Source organism: Microcoleus sp. MON2_D5 (genome assembly GCF_036701905.1).
Taxonomy (GTDB): Bacteria; Cyanobacteriota; Cyanobacteriia; order Cyanobacteriales; family Microcoleaceae; genus Microcoleus.
The window spans coordinates 19,412-44,564 of record NZ_JAUBRM010000054.1; the positions used below are offsets into that span (position 1 = coordinate 19,412).

The 25,153-nt window shown below is 45.1% G+C and carries 27 protein-coding genes and 1 other RNA gene; 7 read left to right on the top strand and 21 right to left on the bottom strand.

Translation table 11 applies throughout. The features are described 5' to 3' along the window. Positions 1-188: 188 nt before the first annotated feature. A complete protein-coding gene (gene thiD, locus QUA47_RS20005) occupies positions 189-998 on the top strand; it encodes a bifunctional hydroxymethylpyrimidine kinase/phosphomethylpyrimidine kinase (protein ID WP_333432062.1) in 810 nt (269 codons plus the stop codon). A gap of 62 nt (positions 999-1,060) precedes the next feature. Here the strand turns inward: thiD and dndE are convergent, their stop codons facing one another. Together dndE and dndD are read right to left on the bottom strand one after the other, a co-directional pair. Further along, on the bottom strand, positions 1,061-1,462 hold the full coding sequence (gene dndE / locus QUA47_RS20010) for a DNA sulfur modification protein DndE (RefSeq protein ID WP_015179042.1): 402 nt from the start codon (positions 1,460-1,462) through the stop codon (positions 1,061-1,063). Between the two features lie 266 nt (positions 1,463-1,728). Continuing rightward, positions 1,729-3,726: a DNA sulfur modification protein DndD gene (gene dndD / locus QUA47_RS20015; RefSeq protein ID WP_333432040.1), complete on the bottom strand. Its 1,998-nt coding sequence runs from the start codon at positions 3,724-3,726 to the stop codon at positions 1,729-1,731. 68 nt (positions 3,727-3,794) lie between these two features. Here dndD and QUA47_RS20020 point away from each other — a divergent pair, with 68 nt between their 5' ends. Further along, positions 3,795-3,944, top strand: a complete 150-nt coding sequence (locus QUA47_RS20020; protein ID WP_333432041.1) for a hypothetical protein — start codon at positions 3,795-3,797, stop codon at positions 3,942-3,944. A 76-nt stretch (positions 3,945-4,020) separates the two neighbouring features. Here the strand turns inward: QUA47_RS20020 and QUA47_RS20025 are convergent, their stop codons facing one another. Together QUA47_RS20025 and dndC are read right to left on the bottom strand one after the other, a co-directional pair. Next, positions 4,021-4,584 (bottom strand): GxxExxY protein, encoded by a 564-nt coding sequence (locus QUA47_RS20025; protein WP_333432042.1) that lies wholly within the window; start codon positions 4,582-4,584, stop codon positions 4,021-4,023. A 130-nt stretch (positions 4,585-4,714) separates the two neighbouring features. Continuing rightward, positions 4,715-6,397, bottom strand: a complete 1,683-nt coding sequence (gene dndC, locus QUA47_RS20030; protein ID WP_333432043.1) for a DNA phosphorothioation system sulfurtransferase DndC — start codon at positions 6,395-6,397, stop codon at positions 4,715-4,717. Between the two features lie 179 nt (positions 6,398-6,576). On the opposite strand from dndC, the gene QUA47_RS20035 reads away from it, so the two are divergent. Continuing rightward, positions 6,577-7,755, top strand: a complete 1,179-nt coding sequence (locus QUA47_RS20035) for a DNA sulfur modification protein DndB (RefSeq protein WP_333432044.1) — start codon at positions 6,577-6,579, stop codon at positions 7,753-7,755. A 16-nt stretch (positions 7,756-7,771) separates the two neighbouring features. Here QUA47_RS20035 and dndB read toward each other — a convergent pair whose 3' ends face one another. Then, positions 7,772-8,881 (bottom strand): DNA sulfur modification protein DndB, encoded by a 1,110-nt coding sequence (gene dndB / locus QUA47_RS20040; RefSeq protein WP_333432045.1) that lies wholly within the window; start codon positions 8,879-8,881, stop codon positions 7,772-7,774. Positions 8,882-9,096: 215 nt separating this feature from the next. Between dndB and QUA47_RS20045 the strand changes: the two genes are divergently transcribed. After that, positions 9,097-10,689 (top strand): DGQHR domain-containing protein, encoded by a 1,593-nt coding sequence (locus QUA47_RS20045; RefSeq protein WP_333432046.1) that lies wholly within the window; start codon positions 9,097-9,099, stop codon positions 10,687-10,689. A gap of 98 nt (positions 10,690-10,787) precedes the next feature. On the opposite strand, the gene QUA47_RS20050 is transcribed toward QUA47_RS20045, so the two are convergent. From QUA47_RS20050 to QUA47_RS20115, 14 genes are all read right to left on the bottom strand, one after another. After that, positions 10,788-11,147, bottom strand: coding sequence for a type II toxin-antitoxin system RelE family toxin (locus QUA47_RS20050; protein WP_242723688.1), 360 nt, complete (start codon positions 11,145-11,147; stop codon positions 10,788-10,790). Beyond that, positions 11,140-11,376 (bottom strand): hypothetical protein, encoded by a 237-nt coding sequence (locus QUA47_RS20055; RefSeq protein WP_333432047.1) that lies wholly within the window; start codon positions 11,374-11,376, stop codon positions 11,140-11,142. The genes QUA47_RS20050 and QUA47_RS20055 overlap by 8 nt, the downstream gene beginning before the upstream one ends. Positions 11,377-11,414: 38 nt before the next feature. Then, positions 11,415-12,275 (bottom strand): endonuclease/exonuclease/phosphatase family protein, encoded by an 861-nt coding sequence (locus QUA47_RS20060; RefSeq protein ID WP_333432048.1) that lies wholly within the window; start codon positions 12,273-12,275, stop codon positions 11,415-11,417. Positions 12,276-12,483: 208 nt separating this feature from the next. Continuing rightward, positions 12,484-12,954, bottom strand: a complete 471-nt coding sequence (locus QUA47_RS20065; RefSeq protein ID WP_333432049.1) for a DNA phosphorothioation-associated protein 4 — start codon at positions 12,952-12,954, stop codon at positions 12,484-12,486. 92 nt (positions 12,955-13,046) lie between these two features. Next, positions 13,047-13,367 (bottom strand): nucleoside triphosphate pyrophosphohydrolase, encoded by a 321-nt coding sequence (locus QUA47_RS20070; protein WP_333432050.1) that lies wholly within the window; start codon positions 13,365-13,367, stop codon positions 13,047-13,049. A 12-nt stretch (positions 13,368-13,379) separates the two neighbouring features. Continuing rightward, positions 13,380-14,036: a Uma2 family endonuclease gene (locus tag QUA47_RS20075; RefSeq protein ID WP_333432051.1), complete on the bottom strand. Its 657-nt coding sequence runs from the start codon at positions 14,034-14,036 to the stop codon at positions 13,380-13,382. Beyond that, the gene (locus QUA47_RS20080) at positions 14,026-16,092 is read right to left on the bottom strand and encodes an AAA family ATPase (protein ID WP_333432052.1); all 2,067 of its coding nucleotides are present in this window, start codon (positions 16,090-16,092) and stop codon (positions 14,026-14,028) included. Before QUA47_RS20080 ends, QUA47_RS20075 begins: the two co-directional genes overlap by 11 nt. After that, entirely contained in the window at positions 16,089-16,364 is a 276-nt protein-coding gene (locus QUA47_RS20085; protein WP_190660639.1) for a hypothetical protein, read from the bottom strand. The genes QUA47_RS20080 and QUA47_RS20085 overlap by 4 nt, the downstream gene beginning before the upstream one ends. Before the next feature lie 203 nt (positions 16,365-16,567). After that, the gene (locus QUA47_RS20090) at positions 16,568-17,914 is read right to left on the bottom strand and encodes a DNA phosphorothioation system restriction enzyme (RefSeq protein ID WP_333432063.1); all 1,347 of its coding nucleotides are present in this window, start codon (positions 17,912-17,914) and stop codon (positions 16,568-16,570) included. A gap of 90 nt (positions 17,915-18,004) precedes the next feature. Beyond that, the gene (locus QUA47_RS20095) at positions 18,005-18,580 is read right to left on the bottom strand and encodes a Uma2 family endonuclease (RefSeq protein ID WP_333432053.1); all 576 of its coding nucleotides are present in this window, start codon (positions 18,578-18,580) and stop codon (positions 18,005-18,007) included. Positions 18,581-18,614: 34 nt separating this feature from the next. Further along, positions 18,615-19,058, bottom strand: coding sequence for a hypothetical protein (locus QUA47_RS20100; RefSeq protein WP_190660643.1), 444 nt, complete (start codon positions 19,056-19,058; stop codon positions 18,615-18,617). A 198-nt stretch (positions 19,059-19,256) separates the two neighbouring features. Continuing rightward, the gene (locus tag QUA47_RS20105) at positions 19,257-19,640 is read right to left on the bottom strand and encodes a phasin family protein (RefSeq protein WP_006632990.1); all 384 of its coding nucleotides are present in this window, start codon (positions 19,638-19,640) and stop codon (positions 19,257-19,259) included. Between the two features lie 23 nt (positions 19,641-19,663). After that, an RNA gene (ffs, locus tag QUA47_RS20110) (signal recognition particle sRNA small type) lies at positions 19,664-19,760 on the bottom strand. 23 nt (positions 19,761-19,783) lie between these two features. Further along, positions 19,784-20,050: a YciI family protein gene (locus tag QUA47_RS20115; protein ID WP_006632991.1), complete on the bottom strand. Its 267-nt coding sequence runs from the start codon at positions 20,048-20,050 to the stop codon at positions 19,784-19,786. Between the two features lie 120 nt (positions 20,051-20,170). On the opposite strand from QUA47_RS20115, the gene QUA47_RS20120 reads away from it, so the two are divergent. Next, positions 20,171-20,725: a 2'-5' RNA ligase family protein gene (locus QUA47_RS20120; protein WP_333432054.1), complete on the top strand. Its 555-nt coding sequence runs from the start codon at positions 20,171-20,173 to the stop codon at positions 20,723-20,725. 132 nt (positions 20,726-20,857) lie between these two features. Here the strand turns inward: QUA47_RS20120 and QUA47_RS20125 are convergent, their stop codons facing one another. After that, positions 20,858-21,544 (bottom strand): ComF family protein, encoded by a 687-nt coding sequence (locus QUA47_RS20125; protein ID WP_333432055.1) that lies wholly within the window; start codon positions 21,542-21,544, stop codon positions 20,858-20,860. Between the two features lie 72 nt (positions 21,545-21,616). Between QUA47_RS20125 and QUA47_RS20130 the strand changes: the two genes are divergently transcribed. Beyond that, a complete protein-coding gene (locus QUA47_RS20130) occupies positions 21,617-24,103 on the top strand; it encodes a putative PEP-binding protein (RefSeq protein WP_333432056.1) in 2,487 nt (828 codons plus the stop codon). Between the two features lie 210 nt (positions 24,104-24,313). Here the strand turns inward: QUA47_RS20130 and QUA47_RS20135 are convergent, their stop codons facing one another. After that, positions 24,314-24,463: a hypothetical protein gene (locus tag QUA47_RS20135; RefSeq protein ID WP_190660655.1), complete on the bottom strand. Its 150-nt coding sequence runs from the start codon at positions 24,461-24,463 to the stop codon at positions 24,314-24,316. A gap of 56 nt (positions 24,464-24,519) precedes the next feature. Here QUA47_RS20135 and QUA47_RS20140 point away from each other — a divergent pair, with 56 nt between their 5' ends. Further along, positions 24,520-24,966 (top strand): hypothetical protein, encoded by a 447-nt coding sequence (locus QUA47_RS20140; RefSeq protein WP_333432057.1) that lies wholly within the window; start codon positions 24,520-24,522, stop codon positions 24,964-24,966. Positions 24,967-25,153: the final 187 nt, after the last annotated feature.

Genomic DNA, 25,153 nt, shown 5'->3' on the forward strand with positions numbered 1-25,153 from the left:
ATTGGTTTAATCATAGCTAATTTTGTTTGGGAATTTTAACCGTTTCGGAAGCACAGGCGGGACGCCCGTGCCACGGGGAAGCACAGGCGGGAGGCCCGTGCCACGGGGAAGCACAGGCGGGACGCCCGTGCCACAGATATGATGGGATGTGTCTGGGGAAAGTTTGTGTTTATCTGCGGTTGAAAAAGATGGTTAAATCGAGAATTCCTGTGGCTTTGACTGTGGCTGGATCTGATAGTGGCGGTGGGGCCGGAATTCAGGCGGATTTGCGGACTTTTGCGTTTCACTGCGTGCACGGTACGAGTGCTTTGACTTGCGTGACGGCTCAAAATACTTTGGGGGTGACGCGGGTGGATGCTTTGTCTGCGGAGGCTGTGGGGGCTCAAATTGAGGCGGTAGTTGGGGATATTGGGGTGGATGCTGTGAAGACTGGGATGCTGCTGAATCGGGAAATTATGGCGGCGGTGGCTTCACAGGTGGAAGCTTTGGGAATAGGGAATTTGGTTGTCGATCCGGTGATGGTTTCACGATCGGGCGATCGATTGATTGATGAGGGGGCGATCGCATTTTTGCGGGATGTTTTGATTCCTTTGGCTGCTGTCGTGACTCCGAATCGGTTTGAGGCCCAGATTTTGAGCGGTTTGGAGATTTTTTCTCTAGACGATATGCGGGTGGCGGCGCAGCAGATTTACCGTTTGGGCGCGAAAGCTGTTTTGGTGAAGGGCGGCGGGATGGCGGGAGATTTGCGGGGAATTGATGTTTGGTTTGACGGTACGCGGTTGGATGTGTTGAAGACTGAAAATGTTGATACTGGGAATACTCACGGGACTGGTTGTACTTTGAGTGCTGCGATCGCCGCTAATTTAGCATTAGGGAAAGATTTGTTTACAGCGGTGACATTGGCTAAAGATTATGTTACTACTGCTCTCAAATATGCTTTGGATATTGGGGAAGGTCAAGGGCCAGTAGGTCATTTTTTCCCACTTTTACTGAAGTAAATTGTGAACTCATCCCTTCTCTTCCCTTCTTCCTTCGCGTCCTTTGCGTCTTCGCGGTTCGTTTAGTTTCTTAATTTCTCTGGCGATAGGGCGATCGCCACCAAGTCTTCGATTTTCTTAATATTCGGATCGCCGGCTAAATAACCAATCCCTCGGTGCAAGTGCAGGCGAAATTGTTTGGCTAGAGTTTCTTTTTCTGTGCCTAAATTATCTTGGTGACAGCGCTGCTTGAGGGCCATTATCAAGATATCGGCCATGTCGCCGCCGAAGACATCCCAGCTTAATTCGACGTTGCTGTCGCTGGGAATTGGTACTGGGGATGGGATGCTGGGTTCGGCGAGCGATCGGCAAAATCCCCACCTGCATAGAATATTCCACTGATCGATTTTGGTCGATCGTTTCAGTTTTGATAGTTGGTCTTTGCCTGTTTGGGAGAGGCGGATGCGATCGACTGGTGGTTCCATGAGTTTGAGATTGTTTGGTATATTGTAAAAAGTGTTAATATTGGGGAAGCAAAGCCTCTAGATAACGAGAAATAATTAACATTTTTTTACACGGCGCGACTTGATTAAATCGGTTTTTTTTGGTATTTTGATTGTAGTAGGATTTATCCTTAATAATGGGATGGTGGCAAAAATAAAATTTTCGCAACCATCCCATTATGCTATATATACTACCGCAACTCCCCAGCAAAGTCAAGGGGGTTGCGGCTATTTTTTAGGGCGAATTTTTATTCCCAGAAGTAACCTTTTTCGACGGTGGTTTGGTGTTTGGCGGAGTCGTATTTGAGGAGGTAGCTGTGGGCGATAGCCTCTAATTCTTGGAGTTTTTCGTATTCTACTTTTCTAATTTCGGTGTCGGTAGAAAGCAGGATGACTTGGTGGCTGGCCGAGGGGAAATAGCGTTCGACTAGGTTGTTTCTGTGGGAGGAGTCGAGGCGGCCCAAGGGAGTGTCGATCGCCACTGGCAATTGTCTCCCGGATACTCTCGCCAATCCCCACAAAAAGGCGATCGCCAGCAATTGTTTTTCCCCGGCTGAAAGTCGGTGTTTCGGTACCGGTTTGCCTTCTGGATCGTAAATGGAGAGGCTAAATGTTTGAGTGTCGATCGCAACTCTGTGCACGAGGTCGGTTTTGTGCAACAGGTAGCGGAAACAGTCGGTAATTTCTATTTCGAGTTTGTTGAGTTTTTTGAGGGTGAGTTTTTCTTTAAAGAGTTTCAGGGTGGCTTGGGCTTTGGCGATGGAGGCGATGACGTGTTGGCTGTTTCTGATGGTAATGTATTCGCTGCTGTAGCTTTCTAGTTCTTTTTGGTTTTTGGCTAATTCTCTCTCTAATTCAGCGACGCGGCGGTTGGCTGATTCGCAGGCGGCGGATGCGATAGCGACTGCTTTTTGGGCTTTCCTGACTTCTTCTTCTAGTTTTTCGTAGGCTTCGGGGGAAGCTGCGGCTGCGAGTTGTCTGTCTGTAAAGTCGATTTCTGCTTCGATGCTTTTGATTTCTTCTATTTGGTCGCGGGCTAGAATTTGCTGGGCTTTGATTTGGTAGCTAAGAAGGTTTTCTAGTTGCTGGATGCTGTTGTTGTCGGCGTTCATCCAGGGCGGAACGTCTGTTCCGGCTTGCTGTTCGAGTTCTTGGTTTTCTTGGCGGATGAAGTCTTGAATTTTATCTAGCTGTTGGGGATTTAACGAGATTTCCGCGATGTAGTTGAGAAGGCGATCGCTTCTTTGTTTGATAACATTTTGGGCAATCTTTGCTTGCTGCTGGCTGGCTTCTGTTTCTGCTTGAATTTTTGCTTCGGTTAGCAAGGGCGAAATTAGGGCTAGTGGTAGCGTATTTGATGCCAATTCCATCATGGCTTGACGGTTTTTTTCTGCCTGATTTCTGTAGTCGTTTAGCTGTCTGTCTAGCTGACTGCGATCGGCTGCAATTTTGCCGCCTTCATAAATAAATTTTTCGGATGCTTGTTGCTGATTTTTTTGAGCTTTATCTAACTCGTTTTTAAAGCTGGCTTGTTCTTGCTTAGCTGAGTCTATTTCCTCACTAATTTTCTTAAAAGTTTGTTCGATTTTCTCTAAAGCAGCCAAGTCTTTTTTGCCAGCAATTTCTTTCCGCTTGCGGCCGGCTAAGATTTCTAAATCGACGGCGAGGCGTTCTGCTAATTCTAAACCTAAAAGAGATTTAATCGCCCCGACGACAAACTCTGGCGGTGTTTCGAGTTCAGCCAGTTCTTTTACTTGTTCGCCGTCAAACAAAAATAGGTTGGATATTCCGACGGGCAAAAGGGTTTCGATGTATTCGTCCCAAGTGTTGGTAATTGCTTTGTCAGACCACCAATCGCTGACAATTTCGCTGTATATGAGAATGCTTAAGTTGTCTTTGACATCGGGTTTTTTCCAGTATCTAACTATTTTGAATTGAGCTAGTTTGTCATCTTGGACTTGTTCAAATGTTAGTTCGACGCGGGTATCTTCTAATGGGGGAGTATGGCGGTTGACGCATTGATTGAGAAAGTCGCTGTAGCTTAAATTGCCTCTGGTGGAACATTGGGCGCGGCCACCGTAGAGGGCGAGGCGAATGGCGTCCATGAGGGTGGTTTTGCCGCCGCCATTCATGCCGCCAAATAAAATGACTGGGCAGGGATTTCCGTCTTTTTCGGGGCGGAGATTGATGGTTTGGGTGCCTGCATAGGGGCCGAAGTTTTTGAGAACGAGTTCGAGGAATTGCATTGTAGATGTAGATGTTGTTGGTTGGTGGGGGGGGCGGTTAGCAACGGATTTTGTAGCGGATTTAACGGATGGGTGGTTGGTGGGGGGCGATTAGCAACGGATTTAACGGATGGGTGGTTGGTGGGGGGCGATTAGCAACGGATTTAACGGATGGGTGGTTGGTGGGGGGGCGGTTAGCAGCGGATTTAACGGATGGGTGGTTGGTGGGGGGCGATTAGCAGCGGATTTGGCAATCACCCACTAATCATCCGTTACATCCGTTACAAAATCCGTTGCTAACCGTCCCCCCCCTTGCTACCAATCAATCACATCGGTTGCATCTTCCTCCTGGTTCTGGGGTCTAATGCTGGGAGGTAAGGGGAGTTCCGCATCTGTTTCTTCATAGGTTCCTGAACTTCCTCTTGTCCAACCCCTGCCACTTGTTTTCGGCGTCCACAAGTATGGTTGAATGTGTTTCTGCCAACCTTGTACAGATTTTGGTGGGAGGATGCGGTGATATTCTAATTTGCTCCGTCCAAAGTTTATAAATAAACCTACTTGCGCTCCTGTAGCTGCTACGTAAGCTATTATTTGAGCTTTATCTTTATCGGTCATTGGAAAATTTACGGCTTTATCCTCTACTACAATACCTTCATTCACCCAATGGTCTAGATAGAGGATTCCCATCCAAACTTCACCGTCGTAAATTTGTCTGGGATACTCCATTTCTGTTGTTAAACCGGCTTCTATCATTTCTGCATCAAAGGCTCTTTGGTAATGTTTTTCTCTTAAACCTTTTTGCGTCCTCCGGTGTACTCTCATTGCACAGCCGATGATGCTGTATGTAATATCCTGATGGGGAATATTAGGATTAATCATGGTCGTAAAAATTTTGTAATTTAAACGATGAGGGTTGGGTAATAATGAGGTTAGTTGACAGCCTATTGTATCCGATCGCTCGGCGGGGTGGCTGTCAACAAGTTTGGGTTTAACCGCAGGCTAGCGCGTGCTAATCGCTAGGTTTTTCCTCTCCTGAATTGGGCGGTGAAAATTTAATATCCGCCCAAGATAGCTGTCTGCTTTGATTGCTATTGCTTTCGAGTTCTTCTTTAAGTTTGGCAATATCAACGGTATCGTTTTTGGCGGAACTGTTGGTTTGGGCGATCGCATCTTTGAATTGCTGAATGTTTTCCGTCGGATTTGCTTTAACAGCTTCCACGGCTGTTTTTAAGTTGCGTTGATAGTGGGCGTTGCCTATCGCTTCTTTTTCCGATCGCGAACTGGTTTCAAAGCATTTGTCCAAATCACCGTAAATGCCTGTACGGCGGGATTTGGTGTAGTATTGGCGTTCTGTATCAAGGAGTTTTGCCATCAATTCGAGGTGCATTTTGTCCTCGCTGCAAATCTCTTCGATCACAGCCCATTCGTCGCTACCGAGGAGTTTTCTTTCAGCGGCGGGACGGGAATCTTCAAAAGGTTCGCCCGTAACTTCTTCATAAATCCGGGGCAAACTGTCGTCGAATTCGTGTCTTTCTTCTAGCCAAATACGCCGGATTTCGCTCAGCTCTTCCGGGGAAATTAAGGTGATATCTCGCATTTCTTCTGGTGCTTTAGAACGAATTTCGGTTTGAACAGAAAGAAGTCGCCTCAGTAAATCATCACGCGCTTCTTTACTATAGGGGCCTGGAATAGGCTCAATAGATTTTTCACCCTCTAAATTGCGTTCATAGAGTTGAACATTGCCATTACGTCGCCTAAAGTCACGTCGATCGCGACTATCTTCAACATCCAATTCCACACGGAAATCTAGTAGAGGTTGCAACCACTCTTTTTCTTCATCATTTTGAATCATCGCTGTTAGCGATTTATCCTGACTAACCATTGTACACACCCAGCACCCAAAACGAGAACTACCACAGCTAGGCGTAGAAGTATCGACAACTAGGGGACATTCATTATCAGCACTCGCACCCCGGTACATAGCGAACAAATCTTTGTTGCTGTATCCCCAAGGATTGTCCCACTGCATCAGATAAAGCCAAACTTCATCATCACGCCAGTCTTCAATAGGGCTATAAACCAGAGAGTTCGGTAAGTTCATATTGGGGCTTAGGCGCTCCCGCACCCGTCGGGCTTCCATTTTTTTCATCCTATGAGCGCGCTTTGTGCTTTCAGCTTTACGAGTCCCTAATACAAGTATTGTTTCCCCGCTAGTTCGGATAATATTACGAATAAAACGGTTAGATGGAGAAATTTTTAAGCGATCAGTACACCAGCGAAACTTACCTCTGGGTGCTGGGTATCCTTTGCCAATCAAACCTACCCAAAAAGTATCTGTCCACTCTGGTTGTAACACATGAGTGTTTATGGGCATTTCTTGTTCTGCGGCTGCCCGATTCATTTGCTTAATAGACTTACGAACCCAGGCCGATACGATGGGGTTTTCTACTAGAGTGTCTGTTGTGATGACATCAATTTTCTTTATACGTTTTTCCTGGGGAATCTTAGCAATCGCATTCCAAATTAGCTGTAATACTGCCGTTGAATCTTTTCCCCCGCTATATCCAATCACCCAAGGAATTTCGTCAAGACAATATAACTCTTGGATTTCCTCAGTTAGCAATTCTATATCTTCTATTAATTCGGTAACGGTGCGACTTGGGAATAATGATATCTGTTGAGTTTGTATCATGGTTGAACTGTTTGATTGTCACTATTAAAACTATATGATACAATATAATACTCTCCAATGCTTTACAATATTTTTTTTTTGATTTCTTGTTTGCCTCTTGGCAAAATACTATCCGTGATGGGTTTACACCTCTATGGTTTGTGAGGTATAATTATTTTACAAATGTTTGATAAAATTATATGTCTGACAATAACCCTCCTCAGTCCAATCCCGATCCGGGAAGTGATGGATTACTAGAGCCTTACTTTGCCAAGTACCACCGTAAGAAGTGCTATCCAGGGCTAATTTTCCAGCAGGGGAAGCGGAAGATGGTGCAAATCAATATCCCGGCTGAGGACTTGCCTACCCTCCTCCAAGCAAAACCCTCAACTGGGAATGATCCTGATTCGGGTAAAAATCGTCCAGAGGTAAAGGGTCATGCTGAGGAAATAAAACAATATATTCTTAAACGCGCCAGAAATGATCAACCCTGGATTTTGGGGACACTGACAGCCAATGTCGCTCCTAAAAAAATTGAAATTATAGAATTAGGTCGGGGGATTTGTCTAGTAGTTATTCCTCGTGGCGTTAAGTTAGATATTACTGATGGACAGCATCGCAAGCGCGCTATTCACGAGTTAATTGAAAGTGCTGCTGACGGCGAGTTAATAGGTGATAATGATTTCCCGATTACGCTGGTTTTAGAGGAAGACTTTAACCAGTGTCAGACGGATTTTCGAGATATGGCGCAGACAAGACAACTGGATAAATCATTACTTTTGTCATTCGGTGAGTTTGAAGGTCGAGTGGGAATTACCAAAAGCTTACTTGAAAAAGTAGCAATGTTTTATAAAAAGACCGATAAAATTAAATCGACTCCCGACAGTAAAAGGAATTTGATATATACAACTAATTACATAGCAAGAGCCGTAAGTTGTGCGTTTACTGACGATCCAAGTGATGAACTTAAAAATTATGACGTTGCGGAAGCATCAGAGACTTTGGGTAGGTGTCTTAATAATTTTTTCTCCGAATGTAGTCAGACGAGACATATTTCTGAAACAAGCGTTGAAGAATTGAGAAGTGAAGATGTTGATAAATTTAAAGATTACTGTATCTTGGGTAGAAGCGTAGGACTAGAAATTTTAGGTCGGTTGCTATACTGTACTTATGACAGAGATAGCAGCCAAGATTTTGAAACAGAAAGAGTGTTGCAACTAGCTCAATTGGATTGGTCTAGAAAAAGCCATCTTTGGGAGGGAAATGTAGTTTTGTATAACTCCACCCCAACCAATAATAAATCCTACAAAATTTCATCAAATGCTAGTAGTGTAAAAGCAGCAGTAAGCAAAGTAAAAGCCCATCTAGGATGGACTTAAGCAATCTTATCACCCCTCATCTGCGTGCATCTGCGGTTTCCAAACCCAACATCACCTTCAAATAATCAGTCATCCAACTAACACTCGCCCTCGACTTAGAAATCCCCCCTTTCAACAAAATCCCACCCTCCCAATCAGGATTAGAAATCGACCAATCAACCTGCTGCAAAAGGCTCAAACGTTCCTCCCAACTCTCAGGAAAAACCGACAGCAAAGCGGCCCCAACTTCCCCCAAACTCTCAAGCACAACACTGTGACAGTGTACGCAATCCCGGCGCATTTCCCCCGCCGCAACTTGCTTGTGCAGAACTAATTGCCAATCTGGAATAAAACTGCAAACCGCATTCCAATAACTAACCGCCAGTTGTATTTTTTGAGCAAGTTCTTCCTCTTTCTGTTCTTTTTTGGTGCGAGAACCAGAGGGTTTTGCCTGTTCGCTGCGGTGAATATTAGACAGCAAAGCCATGATAGCACGATCGATCGCACTCAGCGTAAACAATTTGTGCGATCGCCCGTTCAAACTCCCCCTCTCCATCTCAGTCAAACACCGGAAAACCTCAACCTGCTTAACAACAGCCTTCACCACAAAAGCGCGATCGTCCCGGTGGTTGTAAAGTACACTTAGCGACGCCTCCAAAGGAACTTGAAAACTGTTCAAATTAGCAAACATCTGCTGCGATTTTTCCAACCCAATATCGAGAAACAAAATCAGCGCCACCGTCTCATATCCCAACTGCGGATTTTCCCTCAAAGCCATCTCAAAAGCCGCCCGGCGATGCTGTCCGTCATTAATAGTAAACTTAGCATCCATCGGCACCCGCAAGCGACCAATTTTCCGTTCTTCGGCCTCATTTCCCACTGCTTCAAAAGTAATATCCGCATCAATCGAAGCAGCAATTGCCCCACAAGTATAATTTGTAGGATTCTTGACCAAATAATCAGCAATTTCGGGAATCCTAGCTTTGTTAAGCGCGCGTTTCGCCCGCATAGACGGTGGCAAATCTTCAGATTCAAAGGGAAACAATTTCGGCAAAAAACGCACCGGACACATCGACACGTAATATTCGCGGCCCGCTTGAATTCCCCGGATCACCGGCAAAATGTATTCAAAGGAAGGAGTAGACATATTTTAGAATGGGGCATTGGGAATGGGGCATTGAGCATTGGGCATGGGAATTAAGCATTAATAGCTATTGATTTTTTGCAAATTTTATGGTAATAAGGTGGGCGAGTAGGGCATAACTTAAGTATTTCACAATGTTTTTTTAAAAACAAGTGTTGACATAAACTTTAATATATGATATTTTTTGAAAAAATAGCCTAATTATATAAAAACCGCCGATGAATACCAACCCAGCGGATGACCTCGCTATAAAAATTTTAGAAAAAGAAAATAGCGATCGCCAGGAAATCGCACTTTTATTAGATAATTATTTAGGAAAGGACGATCGCATTTTCGTACAAAAAACCCAGATGGGAAATAGCGAAGCATACATCGGTTCAGTCACCCTAGAATGGTTAGACTCTCGCGTCCGTTTCGCCTCCCAGATGCCGCTTTTCCGCCAAAAATTCGACCTCCAAACCAACAACATCGTCCGCGACGACGAAACCATTGACGAAATTATCCAGCGTCCCTTAGATTGGTCGCGCCAAGCCGCCCTAACTCAATATTTAGCAGCCCGAAAATCGCACAAATTCCCCGCAGTTTTAGTAGTCGTCAGTCCCCCGTGGGTAGACAATCCTCTAGCCGAGGAATGGGATAAAAATGGCGTAGCAACGAAATCAGCGACGGAATTTACATCCTTTGATAAAAATGAGAACTTAGGGCTTTTGAATGTTTCTAAAGAACTCTCGATTTTTGCCTTAGACGGCCAGCATCGGCTGATGGGAGTTCAAGGTTTAATGAGTTTAATTAAAACCGGAATCCTGCAAAGATACAACAAAAATAAAAAACCTGTCGGCGCTGCAATTACTCTGGAAGATTTAGCAGAAGAGTATCAAATCGACCCCGAAACAGTGTATAAATTAGCTCACGAAAAAATCGGGATTGAGTTTATCCCGGCGGCGGTAGCGGGGGAAACGCGACAGCAAGCACAACGGCGCGTGCGATCGATCTTTGTGCACGTTAACCTAATGGCGGTAACGCTGAGTCAGGGCCAGCTAGCATTATTGAACGAGGACAACGGATTTGCGATCGCGGCCCGAAAAATTGCCGTCACCCATCCCTTATTAAAAGAACAAGATGACAGAAACCCCCGCGTCAATTGGGACAGCGCCACAGTCGCAGCAAAATCAACTGTGTTAACCACATTGCAAGCGCTGCAAGATATGTCCGAACGGTATTTAGAATACAAATTCCCTCATTGGAAGCCGGAACGAAAAGGTTTAATTCCCATGCGTCCCGAAGATGAAGAACTGAAAGAGGGAATTGAAGAGTTTAAAAAATTGTTCGATCATTTAGCAACTTTACCCAGCTATCAAAGAATAGAAAGCGGCGAAGAAACGGCTGAATTGCGCCGATTTAGTTTTGAAAAGCCAGGGGGCGAGGGAAATATTTTGTTCCGTCCAGTCGGTCAAATTGCTTTAGCTAATGCTTTGGGAATTCTAGTCTTTAGAAAGAAACTTTCTCTGAAATCTATTTTCGACAAACTCCGCAGGTACGATGTCGATGAAGGATTTAGCCACATGGACAATCCTGAGTCTGCGTGGTACGGGATTTTGTACGATCCGAACAAAAAGCGAGTGCTAGTTTCTGGAAAAGATTTAGCGACGAAGTTAATTGTATATTTGGTGGGGGGAATTCAGGACGATATGGAGCGAGCTCATTTGCGGCAAGCGGTGGCGGAAGCGAGGACTTTTGAGGATAAAGCTGTTAGTTTTAATGGCAGGTTTGTGCAGCCGCAAGAGGTAGGATTGCCGCCAGTGCTGAGCTAAGTTTCTATGCTGATAGCTGCACCAGTCAGGGATTGAAATCTACGAAAATTTTAAAGCGCGATCCCTAAATTTTGATCCTAGTTAACGTTATTTCTTGATTATGATTGTTGCTGATTGCGGAAGCTATCGATAATGTCATTGATTTCTTCAACGGCGACCGTTTCTTGGTCAGATTTGGCATAGATGATGAGCAAGATGAAACAAGTGGTTGATGTGACTTGATAAATAATGCGATAGCCTCCACTTTTTCCTTTACTGATGTCGCTGTTTTTGGCTCTTACTTTGAATACGGTGTAGCCCGTACCGGAAATGCGATCGCCTGGACATTCGCCTGCTTGCAACTGCTGTAGGAGAGGTTGCAAGTCGGTTTGAATTTGGCGATAGCGTTTGGCGAGGGTTCGGAGTTGGCGCTTGAATTGATCTGCAAACAGAACCTGGATGCTGGGTGGTTCAGACATCAATACCATCCCAAAGTTCTGCGATCGGGTGAACTTTGCCGTCTTCTACTTCCTGAAGCGCAATCCGGAGGCTGTTGAGGATCTCTTCTTTAGATATATCTTCTTCGTCTTCTTGAAATAGTTGACCCAGGGATTGCAAAATCAGGGTTTCGATCGGCAAGTTGAGTTGGCTAGCTTTCTGAAGAAGCTGCTGTTCTAAGTGATCGGGGATGGTGAGAGTAATTTGCATGGGGTTTGCCTCTGGCTTTTAATAGTATAGACCAATTCTCACAATCTGGCTTCCTTTAACAAAATAAGTTCAGCTCCTACAGGCAAATGATCGGACTCCGTGGCCTCCAAAACGGAACTAGATTTAGCACCCCAATGCTTGGAATACCAAATATAATCAATCCGGAAAACCGGATAATTTAATCTCCAATTCGACCTTTTTACCAAGAATTTAAGTTCCCAACCGTGAGGCCAGGTAAAACCAAACCCCCATCCCGATTTTCGGAAAGAATCTTGCAGAACTTTCTGCACCCTGTCATAGTCTTGAGTTTCGTCTGTCATATTAAAATCGCCCGCGACAATTACTGGCAGAGTTTCTCGCTCAACTCGCTGCACTAAGTCTTGAATTTCAGGCGAACGTTTGTCATATTTGTAAACGGGAATTTTGAGAAAACGCCCTTTTTTAGATAGTTTCAACCACGGCCCGGTAGCTTGCATGTTATAAATAACTACTTCTTGTTCGTTAAATTTAATAATTGCCCGCTGCTGCGTTTCTGGATGGTCGGCTAAGTGCAGTATTTCGCTGGATACAATTGGGTATTTACTGAGAATTCCTACAGGGTGAATGCCAATTTGATAGGGGTAGTCTGCTTTTAACCAGGTAAAAACTCTTTTGGTATTTTCCGGAACGATTTCTTGTAAAAATATAATATCTGGTTTTTGCTGGTTAATCAGTTTTAGTAAAGTAGGTGACTGAGTTTTATGCCAACTGAGGTTATGAGATAAAACTTTGATGCTATGCTGCGAATTTGTGATATTTATTGGTTTGGGGCTAAAGTATTTAATGTGCAGCCAACTTATTAGGATAATGCAGGCGATCGCAGAAATAATAGTGAACCATCTTTTTTTGATAATTGACACTCCGATGATCGGAAGCAAGAAAATTTGGAATAAAATTAAGGGGCTAAAAGTGCTAATTAAGGCAATAATCCACAGTCGATCCCAAAAAATTAATTTGAGAATGAAATAGCAGATAATAAATGCTGAGTAACTGTAAGCGAGAAATTTTGCAGCTTGCTTTAAGCCTCTCTGGATTATATCTTTTGGTATGTGCTTCATTGGGAACCTATTAAAATAAGAACTTGCTTAAATCGAATTCTTCATTTGACCGATGTTGGTGGTCTCTTTCAGAAATCAAAACCAACAAAAGGCGATCGGTATAATCCGCCGCGCCCCGCAACTCTTCGCGCAAAATTTCCAGTCCACCATTAGCATATTCTTCAAAAATTTGCAAGCGTTCTGCTTCCAATTTTTCGTCGAGATGGGAGAGAATTTGAGGATTTTTGGTTTCGGCGATCGCAATTAACTTAATCGCCATATCGTAACCCCTGGAGACAAAAATATCAACATCGATCGCACCCGGTTCTCGTTTAGAAATTTCCCCCAAAGGCGATCGTTTTTTCCGCTGATTTCCCAAGGATGCGGCGAAAGCGATGACATCGGCGTAAGTCTGGAAAGGCGCGGAGTTGTTATCCGATAAAGTTAATGATTTGACTAACTCCGCTTTATCTTTAGCAATTCTAATTTTGTTAGCAGCCATTGGGATTAATATGTAATTTTTAACTGAGTAATTTGATTGAGAGAGTAACCGCAGATTAGAGCCAGATAAACACAGATTAACGCAGATAATTTTCAGAATGTCCGCAACAACATAATTTTTTGGGCAAAACCTCCTCTTGCTTCCCGCCGCTTCATTTGTTCCGCCAAAAGTCGATCGCCCGAAATGCCAAAACTCGCCATCACGGCATCTATCACCTCATACAAATCCGCCAATTCCGCCACCAAATCTTCCTCATCAGCCTCCGCCGCTTCCCCCGCTTCTTCAATCAATTTCTGCCGCAAAGCTTGACGGTATTCTGCATCCGACAAAATTACAACCTCGCATTCATTCCCACTTTGGCGAATAATTTCAGGAATGCGATCGCGCACCAACTTATGATACTCTTTTTCCACGTTAAACTCCCTTCAACCTTGACTAAAAGTTTGAATCAACCAGCGATTAATTGCCCCATCATCTTCTGTTTGACTCCGATTCAAAGCTTCCTCAACTAACCGGATTTCCAGCCCCGGTAAAACCCGCGACTCTTGAATTCTCCCGCTACCTCCGCCATTAATCGCAAACGCAAAAACCTCCCGCGTGTTTGCACGTTCAACCCAATATTCACTAATTCCTGCATTTTCGTAAAGCAACCGCTTACTGCCTAAATCATCGTTAAAAGAAGATGCACCAATTTCTATTACCAAATTAGGCGGATCGTATTCATCCAAATCAACAGGTGAATTGCTGTCATTAGGAGGAACTCTCAAATCTGAACCGATGTAGTAAGCTAAATCAGGTTGAAACTCGCGAATACCTGCTTTCCTAAAACTGGCATTAGCAAATTGAACTACTCGGATATTTCTCAATGTAGCAAACAGAATAACTACATACGGGATGATTGAATTATGACGCGCGTGCAATGGCCCTACTGGTGACATTTCTAGCCTCATGTGTTCTTGATAGTAATAAAACTTGCCCTTTTCCCATGCTGAATCCTCAGCAAAATTTAGAAACTCTTCCCACGTCGCCTTCACCCAAATATCCGTTTCCAAAACCTGCGTAATTGCCGAATTAGAAGTCATAATCCACCTCTACAATTTCCGTATATTCAAATTCATTCGGACTGCGCCTAACTAAAGGATAGCGCGTCCCGCCGAGTTCGATCGCATCTTCTTCGCAATCAGCTTTCGGAGAATTGTACACCAGCACGTATTCCCTGCCGGTGCAGCTTTCCATCTCTTGAGCAACTTCTCCGCGCCACTGAGTTTTTGTTACCAAAACTACCAATTGATTCGCCAATTTCGGCAGCTTATTCGCGATTTGTTTGCGATAAATCTCGTCCAAACTACCAAAGGGAGAATCCATCACAATTGGAAACGTACTGCTATCCGGGCCCATCAAAGTATTCTTTTGACTCCACTCACGGACACCCTCAATAATTCCGCCGATAAACGATAAACTGAGGATTTGATTTTCTCCCGTAGAAGCGGCAACCAAAGATTCTTGTCCCGACGTGTTTTCTACTAGCGTCAGTTCGTATTTATCGCTCAACTTGGGGATGTAAGGAGTAAAAGAAATTTGACTGAAAATATCTTGCACCCGCTTTTCCAACTGAGAACAAAACTGTTTTTCTAAGCGCGCTCGCACTTCAGTTAGGCGATCGATCGCATCCTGAGTCGCAGCAATCCGGCGCTGGGCTAATACTTGCCTTTGCTCATTCACTTGCTGCTTGTCGATTTGCTTGTCCAGATTGGCGATCGACGCCTTCAAACTCTCAATCTGCTGCTGGTTAGAGCCTGTTTCCCGGTGCAAATCGCCAATTTTTGCCTCAATTTCATCCAAGCGCTTTTGCAAGCGGCTGACATCGCCGTCAGGAAAATTTCGCAGCTTGTTGTGAATATCGTCTAACTGCGTTTCCACCCGAGAAAGTTCGGTTCTGTCGCGGCTGATATTGCCTTGCTGTCGGTCAATTTCCTCCCAAAAATCAGCCACTTGCCTATCAATTTCATTTACCCGATCGCTAATCCGAATAGTTGTTTCTTCCACATCCCCAACACCCGCCTTATCCATCCAACCGCTAACCTGTTGGCGAGATTCAGAACCCTCCACTAATTCCGCACCGCAGATACACCGCTGCTGCGCTAATAACTCTTCCAAAAACGGCCGCTGAATCCCCGAAAGCAACTCGCCTTTTTCTCGCAAACTTCCTACTATTACTTCAAATTCCGCCGCCGCCTCTGACAGAAATACCGCGTAACCGCGCACAGAAATTGCTCGTTTTAGAGCATCTGTAGCCTGTACAATTTGTTGCTTCAATAAACTTTTCTGCATTTCCAATTCGTCTCGCAAGTTTTGTAAATCCGCAGCACCGCTAAGTTCCAACAAATTACCATTAACTGCTTTTTTTAACTCCCCTTGGTTCGCCAATTCCCGCTCTATTTCTACTTGTCTGCTCGAAAGTTGCTCAGCTTCTTGCTCAAGTTTTTGCTTGTCTTTTAAAAGTTTCTTCGTTTCAGCATTCCCAATTATATTTAAATCTGTCTCAAGAGATTTTTTTGCTTCTAGTAAATGCCGGATCGATCTATTCAACACTTCCACCCCCAGCAACTCCTTAGTAGCTTCCGCAATTTCTGCCTTCTTGTCATAGCGGACAATTTGCTCGATTCGCTCCCCGTCAAAAAAGAAATATTTATGTAAACTTTCCGGCAAAATCCGCCCGATAATATCATCGGGATGCTGATCCGGCTTCAGCCATAGACCGTTATCTTTTGCTACATTCAGAAACAATTCAGCCTTGCCATGTTCTACAGTATTGTCACTTTTATAAGCGCGACAAATGCGTTTTGCTTGGTAGCGCGTGCTGTCGTGTTCAAAAACAATTTCCGCCCAACAACCTACGGCTTTTCCAATTTCCGCCTCAGCCAGAGCGCGCTTGTTTACTAATTGTTCTTCCGCCGCAAAAGCCGCGCTAAATTGTCCGTAAAGTACCCACGTAAAGGCATTCATCAAGGCCGTTTTTCCAGCGCCGTTATTACCGTGAATTACTGTAATATTTTGCCGACCCCAAGCTAGTTTAATTTCGGGGCTTTTGCCGTAAAATTGACGAAAGTTGCACAGAGTAATTGAGATTAACTTCATACAATTGCTTCCTTAATGATTTTTAAAATGTCATCGTTAATGTGGCGCGGAGCTCTCATGTACAACTTATCTTTTTCAATTTCCAATACCCGCTCAATAATTTGTCGCACTTCCGGTGGCGCGCTAGTAATTGGTTGTTGTACGTCGCTGAATTCCTGATGAGTTTGATAAGAAGAACGCTTTTCTGCTAAAATGCTTGTCGGTACGGCTGCGATCGCACTATCTTCATATCTAAATGCCATAATCAGATTTTCATTCAGATTTTCAGTCATATTTTTTTTGCAAATATTAAAATATACAGGGTCTAGGCTCATGGGCGAGAAACCCGGTTTCTACGAGTTTTGTCAACAGTCACGAGAAATCTACAAAGAAACCTGGTTTCGGAACTCTGCGTGCGATCGCGAACTAAACTAGCAACTCAAACTGCTATCAAATAATTCTATATTCTCAAACATAAACCGAACCTTAATAAATGTCAAATGTCTAATAGCCCGTAACGCTTCTGAAGTTGCAGCAATTTCACTCTAGCTTCCCCAGCATTGTCGGCTAAATCGGCAAATTCCAAGAACCGCTTCAACTCTTTTCGCAGCAAATTGCGCTCGACTTCTAAGGTTTCCCGACCCAAATCTGGAGGCAAAACAATCATGTCAAATAAAGTTGCCCTTTCCTTCCCCGGATGCGGCCGCAAAATCCGTCCCCGGCGCTGAATAAACTGGCGCGGATTGCTGCTGCTTGCTAAAATTACAGCATTGCGAATTGCAGGAATATCCACCCCTTCATCCAAACACCGAATCGCTACCAAACCTTGCAATTCTCCACTCTCAAATTGCTGGCGCAATCGTTCTCTTTCTGCTAAAGGAGTTGCCGCAGTATAAGTGTTAACTCGGTAGCCTAATTCTGAACCCAATAACTTCGCGGTTTCTGTTAGTTGGCGGTTGTTATTTCGGCGCGCACTTCCTTCGATAGCACCGTCGCCGCAGTAAAATAAAGTGTGGGCTGTATCGAGACGGTGAATCATTAATTCTCGCAACGCTGTTAATTTATTAGCCGCCGCTCCAATTAACCGGGCTCGCTGCATTAATAGAGTCGTTAAAGCATCGTTTTCTTCTACTTTTTCATCGCCCCAAAGCGCCCAGCCAATCTTTTGAGTTAAGCGGGAATACTTGCGGGTTTCGGCTTCTGTCAATTCTACTAAAATTGGATAGTATAAATAATGTACTAATGCTTTTTGGCGGATGGCGTCTGCTAAGGTGAGTTCCGGCTGCAAAACAGGGCCGAAATAATCTAAAATAGCTTCGGTTCCTTGTTCGTCGAAATGCCTTTCTGGGGTGGCGGAAAGGGCGAGTCGCAGTCCAATATTGCGCGGCAAACTTTCTCCTAAACGGGGCGCGCCTAAGTTGTGAACTTCGTCTCCAATAATCAGGGTTTTTTCTGGGAAATAGCGCAGTTGCGATCGCAAACTATCTCCCATTAAGGTAGCATTGGTAGTGATGATTGTGAGAAATGCTCGATCGCCAGATCGCACTTCATACAAACCCGCAGCCAGCTTATTTTGCCAACTTCGGGCGCTATCAAAAGCCAAAATAGGTTTTAAACCAAATTTCTCTGATTCGCGCGCCCACTGATTCACCAGGTGGCAGTAAGGGCAAATTACGAGCAGGACTTGCAGGTTAATTTTATTGTATAATTCAGTGGCGATCGCCAGCGCAGTAATCGTCTTGCCGCTACCCGTCGCCATTTTCAGCGTACCGCGCCCCTGATTCGCAAACCAATTAGCAACCGCCGCCCGCTGATACTGCCGCAATTGCAGCGATGGCGGCATCTTGGGAAACCCAAATTGCGAATTATTAGCCGTTGAGCGATTCACCTTTAAATGCCGTTAGATGCAAAATTCCCTATACTCAACTTTAACTCACGCGCGATCGAAACTTAACAGCCCAAACAAATCCGCCGCCGACATTTGCAAATCCGACAGCACATCAATCACAGGTAAAATATCCTGATTCTCCTTCGCCTCTGGTTGTTGCTGCGGTTTAAAAACCAGAACTAATTTTTCCTCCGGGTCAATCAACCAACCCAATTTAGTTTTATTTTTGAGGCAAAACAGAATCTTCTTAATCACGCGAGTTGAACTTTGATCCGGCGATAAAATCTCAATAATCCAATCCGGAGCAATTTCAAACCTATTTTCAATTTCTTCCTGAGAATTCAGAGGAATGCGCGACCACTCAAATACTGCTAAATCTGGAACAACAGCACCTTCCCCAAAAGTACAGCGCAATTCAGGAAAAGCAAAAGCTAACTTTGGCGGTTTGCCAACTTGATTAATAGCGGATGAAAATTTGATTTGTAACGTGCTGTGTTTTCCTTGGGGCATAGCTTTTTGATAAATTTGACCGTCAACATACTCGCTAGCAGGCTTAGTCTCTGGCAATAGCAGAAACTCTTCCGGAGAAATCTTTGACGGAGAGTGAATTGACCTTACCATAAGCCATTAACCCCTCAAGAAATCAACTCCGCCATTAAAAATCTGCATCGCCGTCTGTTTCCCAATCCGCACAACTCTCCGATTCCACACCGGTAGGGTGCATCGCACAAACCAACAAATTTCCCCCGTAAACTTGACCGTGATAGTTGCGACAACCGCGACAAGCCGGCTGCTGCGTCGGGGAAGGGTCTACATAAGTCACCATCGACAAATCTATCTCATCAAATTGCGGGTCGAAGTCGCGGCAAATTTCAATTATCGGTTCGATAAATTCATTCAATAAACCGTCAAATTCGTTGAAATAACCGTCAATGTCGTTAATCAGATTATTTTGTACTTGTTCTGTAAACTCTTCCGACATTTTTGCCAAAACGTCCAGCATTTCGACAAACTCTTCGCCCATTTCGCTGAAAAAATGCTCTACTTCAGAAACAGCATTTTCCATTACTCCAAAAAAATCTTTAGACCAATCTTCCATGAATTTGACAGCTTGCTATTACAAAATATTTTACAGACAAGTGCAGCCAGCCTCATGCGAAGCGATCGCACCTACTTTCAATTCTATTACCTATTGCCTGATATCCGTCCACATCAGACAGGGGAGATATTCAAAAAGGGAACTCAAGAGTATTATCCTGAGTTCCCTTCATGCTTTGCTGAGCGAGCTTTTTTGAGTTTAATCCCGCTTCAGCCGCCGCAATTCCTCTTGTAAATTCTGCACCTGTTCGCGGAGCTTGTCTACGCCGCCTGTCTCTTTAGCATCTTTTGCCGAGACATCTTCTTCCTCAGAAATAATTTCAATCCGCCGAGGTTCAGCGGGTTTTTCGTTCCCAGCCGATGCTACAGGGGGCTGCTGCTGCTGAGCCTGTTGTACCATGTCATCAACAAAGCGGCGAGCTTCTTCCGTTGACATCTCGCCACGCTTGACTAATTCGTCTGCCAGCTTTTGGGCTTCAGTGCGTAATTCAGTTAACTTGCTGCCAGCTTTTTCACCAGCGTAGGAAGCTAGCCCGACACCAAGGTAAACTGCTTTTTGTAAAATATCTCCGAAACCAGGCATAGGAGCTACACCTCAAAAAACTGGGTGAACCGGAGACCACGCCTATTACAAGCATCCCGTGTTGCTGCTACCTTCCGGTCCTGACAAGATTTGGGCGTTGGAATCGCGTGGGTCCAGTTCATAAATGAGTATAACACAGTTATTTATTCTTCAACCACACACCAGTGATAAATTTCATAAATAACGCAACCATTCTTCACCAGCGGGTCTTCAGCGACGATCGCCTTCGCCTCATCCATCGAACCAGCCTCAAACAGCAACATACCGCCGCCCCGCCGCCCCCAGTAGCCAGTTTTCGCTCGGTGTCCTTTAGAAATCAACTCTCGGACATAAGCTCTGTGAGCTGGCACGTATTGGTCAAAGACAGGCTTTTCGACAATTCCTTGCTCAATTTTGACAAACCAAGGCATTTTTATTTGGGATTTTAGATTTTATATTTTAGATTGGGAATGGGCGATCGGCAATCGAGTCTAGGGCAAATGCTCTATATTCCATTTTCCATCATCCTTTCTTAACTGCGATGTTATCCCATGCACCAGTCAAAACAGCGATTTTTCATTGCCTTAGTGCCGCCTCCCGATATTGAACAGCACATTACTGACATTCAACTGTATTTTGCGGCCTCCTACAACAGCCGCAGTGCTTTGAATTCGCCGCCGCACATCACGCTGCAACCTCCTTTTCACTCGTTAGCGGAGGATGTTCCCAAATTAGAGCAAAGTTTGAAGGAGTTTTCGGCAAATCGGCTGTCAATTCCCGTTACTCTATCCGGTTTTGCTGCTTTCGCGCCCCGCGTCATTTACGCTGATGTTGTCAAATCGCCCGAATTGCTGGAGATTCACAAAGATTTGATGAGTTATATGGAGGCAACTTTGGGAATAGTCGATCGAGTTTCTCAAAGTCGCCCATTTGTACCGCACATGACAGTAGCGTTTCGCGATTTAACTAAGCAGAATTTTCAAACGGCTTGGTTGGAATTCTCCGGGCGATCGCTCCACTTTGAGTTTACCGCTTCCGCGTTAACCTTGCTGCTTCATAACGGCAGCCGATGGAACATCAGCAACCAGTTCCCGCTTTCCGCCTAAACTTTCTCCCTTCTCTTTCTTTGCGTCCTTCGCGTCTTCGCGGTTCGTTTTTCCAAAAAAATCTTATTAGCAAATCCTGATTAATATCATGTCCTCACTATAAACCTTTTTAAACTTAAAGCCAGTCATAACTTACCGATCGCTCTTCTTCGGAGTTGCCAGTGCCACAGTTCCATAAACCGAAATTCCCGACAGTTTCAATATTTGAATTGCCGACTTAACCGTAGTACCGCTAGTGTAAATATCATCAACTAACAGCACTCGATCGCGCGGGAGGCGACGACGAAAATCTTTCCCCAAACTTAAAGCATTTTTCATTTCCGCTTGCCGCTGCTGTGGCGTCAGAGCGAATAAAGCCTGAGTATTTTTCACCCGCTCCAAACCGTGCCGCTGCAAAGGCAAACCAGTCAGCTCGCAAAAACTTTCAGCCAACAGTTCTGCTTGGTTAAAACCGCGCTCCTTGACCTTTTCTTTGTGCATGGGAATCGGTACAACTGTTAAATTGTCTATAGCTAATTCCGGAAAACTCAGCCAAGCTTCTGCCAGCCAGCCGCCTAGAGGTTTGGCTAATTGCGGATTGCCGTCATATTTCAAAGCTGCGATCGCCCGTTTGAGAGCCCCGCCATACTCACCCCACACAAAAACACGCTGCTCTGAATGCCAAAATCGACCTGGATCGCTTAACTGACATCGCTGAAGTTGCTTGTGACAGTACGGACAAAACTCTCCGGCGGCCGGCCGCTGACAAAGAGGACAGTTAGACTTAAGAAATAGATTGAGAAAAGATTTGACTAATCCCGTCCATTGTCGCTTGTTCATCCTAAAATTGTGGTAAGTGATTAATGGGAAAAACTCTCAACTTCAATCAGTTTCCACCGACAGGCTCGCAGCGTGAAAAACCTCTACTGGTTAGACAAAATTCAACCTTCAGACCGAGATGCAGTGGGAGAAAAAGCATTTTACTTGAGCTGTTTGCTCCAGAAAAATCATCCCGTTGTACCGGGTTTTGTCGTGCCGGCTCAAACATTTTGGCAGTTTTTAGAGTCGATCGAGTGCCTAGAACCGCTGTTTGCTGACTGGCCCAACTCTTCCCTGCACTTGAATGTCGATGAACCCAGACAACTGCAATCGATCGCCCGCAGCATCCGCCACCAAATCCTCGCCGGCAAACTGCCAGATTCACTGCTCTCCACCCTAGAGTCTGCTGTTTCTCAACTCAACTCAAAGTCAAACTTAAACTCCACAGCCTTAATTTTTCGCCCTTCCCTGACTTCCTGGAACCCGAAAACATTCGGCATTCTGGAATCTCAGGCAGTACGGGCAGAACCCGAAGCCATTGGGGCCGGACTCAAACGAGCTTGGGCAGAAATGTTCAGAGCCCGAAGTCTATTTTACTGGCAGCGGTGCGGCCTGCGGGTACAGCAAATCAATCCCGCAGTTTTGGTGCAGCCACTTCAAGAAGCGATCGCCGCAGGCGAGGTGAAAACAAAGGCGGGCGCACAGTGGGAAATCCAAGCTACCAGCGGTTTGGGATTGTCCCTCGCTAGGGGAGAAACCATCCCCGATTACTATCAAGTGCAGCCGGAAACAACCGCCGTTAAATTCCAGCGCATCGGTTACAAAACATTAGCCTACAATCTCAAAGTCGGCGATGGTGAACCGAAAAAAAAACTGCATATCGGCAAGTTTTCTGCTTTCCCAATTCCCGATTCTCCCTTTCTAATTCATGATTTTGGTGACTGTTGCGTGCAAGTTTTAGCCCTAGGAGAGGAAGCACAAACAGAATACATTTTAGAGGAAGCGCAACTGCGAGAAATCATGGAATTGAGTAAAAAAGTGAGCGCAGAATTTGACTCGGATTTAATTTTGGAGTGGACGCTAAACCAGACAGCAAACAGCGGCGAATCGCAGTTTTATTTCACTCAAGTTCGTCTTGTCAAAGGGGAAAAAGTCGCGCCGGTAGAGGAAAATCCGATCGCCCTCCTGCAGCCAAACTCGATCGCCCCAGCCAGAACTCCTGCGATACTCAGAGGTGTGGGAGCAGCATCAGGAAAAGCCGAAGCAATTGCCCAAGTTATGACTAATTCCCACCCAGAAAACGCGGAATTCTTAGCCGGAGGCATTTTGGTAGCCCGGACAATCGATCCGAATTGGCTGCCTTGGCTGAAGGTTGCTGCTGGGGTGATTGCGGAACAAGGAGGCATGACCTGCCACGGCGCCATTTTAGCTAGAGAATTGGGGATTCCCGCCGTTGTGGGAGTGGCAGGGGCCACTCGGGCGATCGCCTCGGGCGATTCCGTGTTGGTAGACGGCGATAGCGGAGAAGTTTTTGCCCTCGCCCAACACGATGCGATCGAGACAGGAGACAGCGGCCGACTTCGGGACACAGCAAAAAAGGCAGATATATACAGTACAGCAGCAAAAATGTCAATAGCCAAGCACCAATCTTCTACCTCCGATCGATCGTCCAATTCCGCACCTAAATCTCGACAATCTGAGTCTACTCAATATGTTTGGGGCCCACCAACGGCCACTCAACTGCTAGTTAATGTCAGCCAAACAAGTTCGATTGACCGCCTCAAAAATCTGCCAATAGACGGCATAGGATTGCTGCGATCGGAATTAATGGCATTAGAAGCTTTGGACTGTCAAAACCCCAAAGATTGGCTGCAAAACGGTCGCCAATCGGAATTTGTCGATCGCATGGCGGATTGCCTCAGCTTATTTGCTGCTGCCGTTTCGCCGCGGCCAATATTTTATCGCTCTCTCGATTTACGGGAGTCAGGCGCCCACGGCAGTTTCAGTTATACCTTTGAACCGGAATTATTTGATTGGGAACTCTGCGTACTTCAAAAAGTCTGCGAGTCAGGCCATACCAATGTTAATTTAATTTTGCCTTTCGTGCGCTCGGTTGACGAGTTTATATACTGCCGCCAGCGCTTAGAAACTGTTTGGAAAAACCGCTCAACCGAGTTTCAAATGTGGATTATGGCGGAAGTTCCTTCGGTGTTATTTTTATTGCCCGATTACGTAAAAGCCGGAGTTCAAGGAATTTCGATCGGCACTAACGATTTAACCCAATTGCTATTAGGAGTTCACCGCAACTCCGACCATGTAGCAGGTGCTTTCAACGGGCGCGATCGAGCAGTGATGAGGGCGATCGAACAATTAATCAAACAGGCCCGGGCCGCCGGCATTCCTTGCTCAATCTGCGGCGACGCTCCCGCATTGTATCCCGAGACAGTTGAATCCTTCGTGCGGTGGGGAATTTCGTCTATTTCGGTTAATGTCGATGCTGCAGAACAAACTTCCAGGGCGATCGTCCGCGCCGAACAGCGCATACTCCTAGAACTCGCTCGATCGATAATTAACAATTAATCACTCCCAGACTCACTTGACCCCAGAAATCCGGTTTCTACTCTAAATCATAGCTTTGGCAAGCAGCCACCCGCTCAGAAATCGGATTTCTAGACAACCCGTGCGTCCAGGAATATTAACAACTAGAGAAACCCGGTTTCTGAGTAGATAGAGCAACCACCCTGACGGTTAGGAAATTCTTAATTTCTCAAACCCTTGCTTTGATTCCTTTTATTGCTTCTTCCTTCTTCCCTCTTCCTTCTTCCTTCTTCCTTTTTCCCTCTTCCTTCTTCCTTCTTCCTGACATCCGTTACATCCGTTACATCCGTTACATCCGTTAAATAATCCGTTGCCGAACTTCCTTCTTCCTTCCACTAACATCCGATTTTAAAGCTAGGATAGAAATATCACCAAATCTTGACCCGGAGGTACAAACCGTGAAATCAAAAATTATTGCAGCCGCAGCAATACTTGCCGCCCTGGCCTTTCTGCATCCTCACCCAGCATTATCTCAACCTGCAACTGACGGTGGCAAAAAACCCGGATTCTGGCAACCTCAAGCGCAGGTTGACAATACTCGCAACATAACCCTCAGACTGTTAAATGAAACTGGATTAAACCTAGAATACGGTCAATCAGGTGCCAACTTGTCATCCTTGCCCGTCGGAACCAGCAAAAACATCATTGTTCGTATCAGCAATCGCACCGGCGACATTGCCAATATTCCGATTAATGCCACAGGAGGAAGCACAACTTTGAAATACGACTATAACGTTGACTCGCAGACAAACCTTGTGACGATTCGCATCACCAGATCAGACGCCAGCACTCGGCAAGATCGATCAGTTTATATTGATGAAAAAGGGCGAGTTTACTCTTTCTAAGAGTAACGCTCATCAACCCGGTTTCTCCTGATAAATTTTGCTTTTAGCAGCGAGGTATCGCGGAAGAAATCGGGTTTCTAGACTAGCGTGCATAAATTCTGTCTTTCTCAAAAAGTTATCAAAAACTTGGGTTTGAAACCCTGTCCTTCTAGGACGGCTTTAATTTCTTAAAACTTCTTTCAAAAAG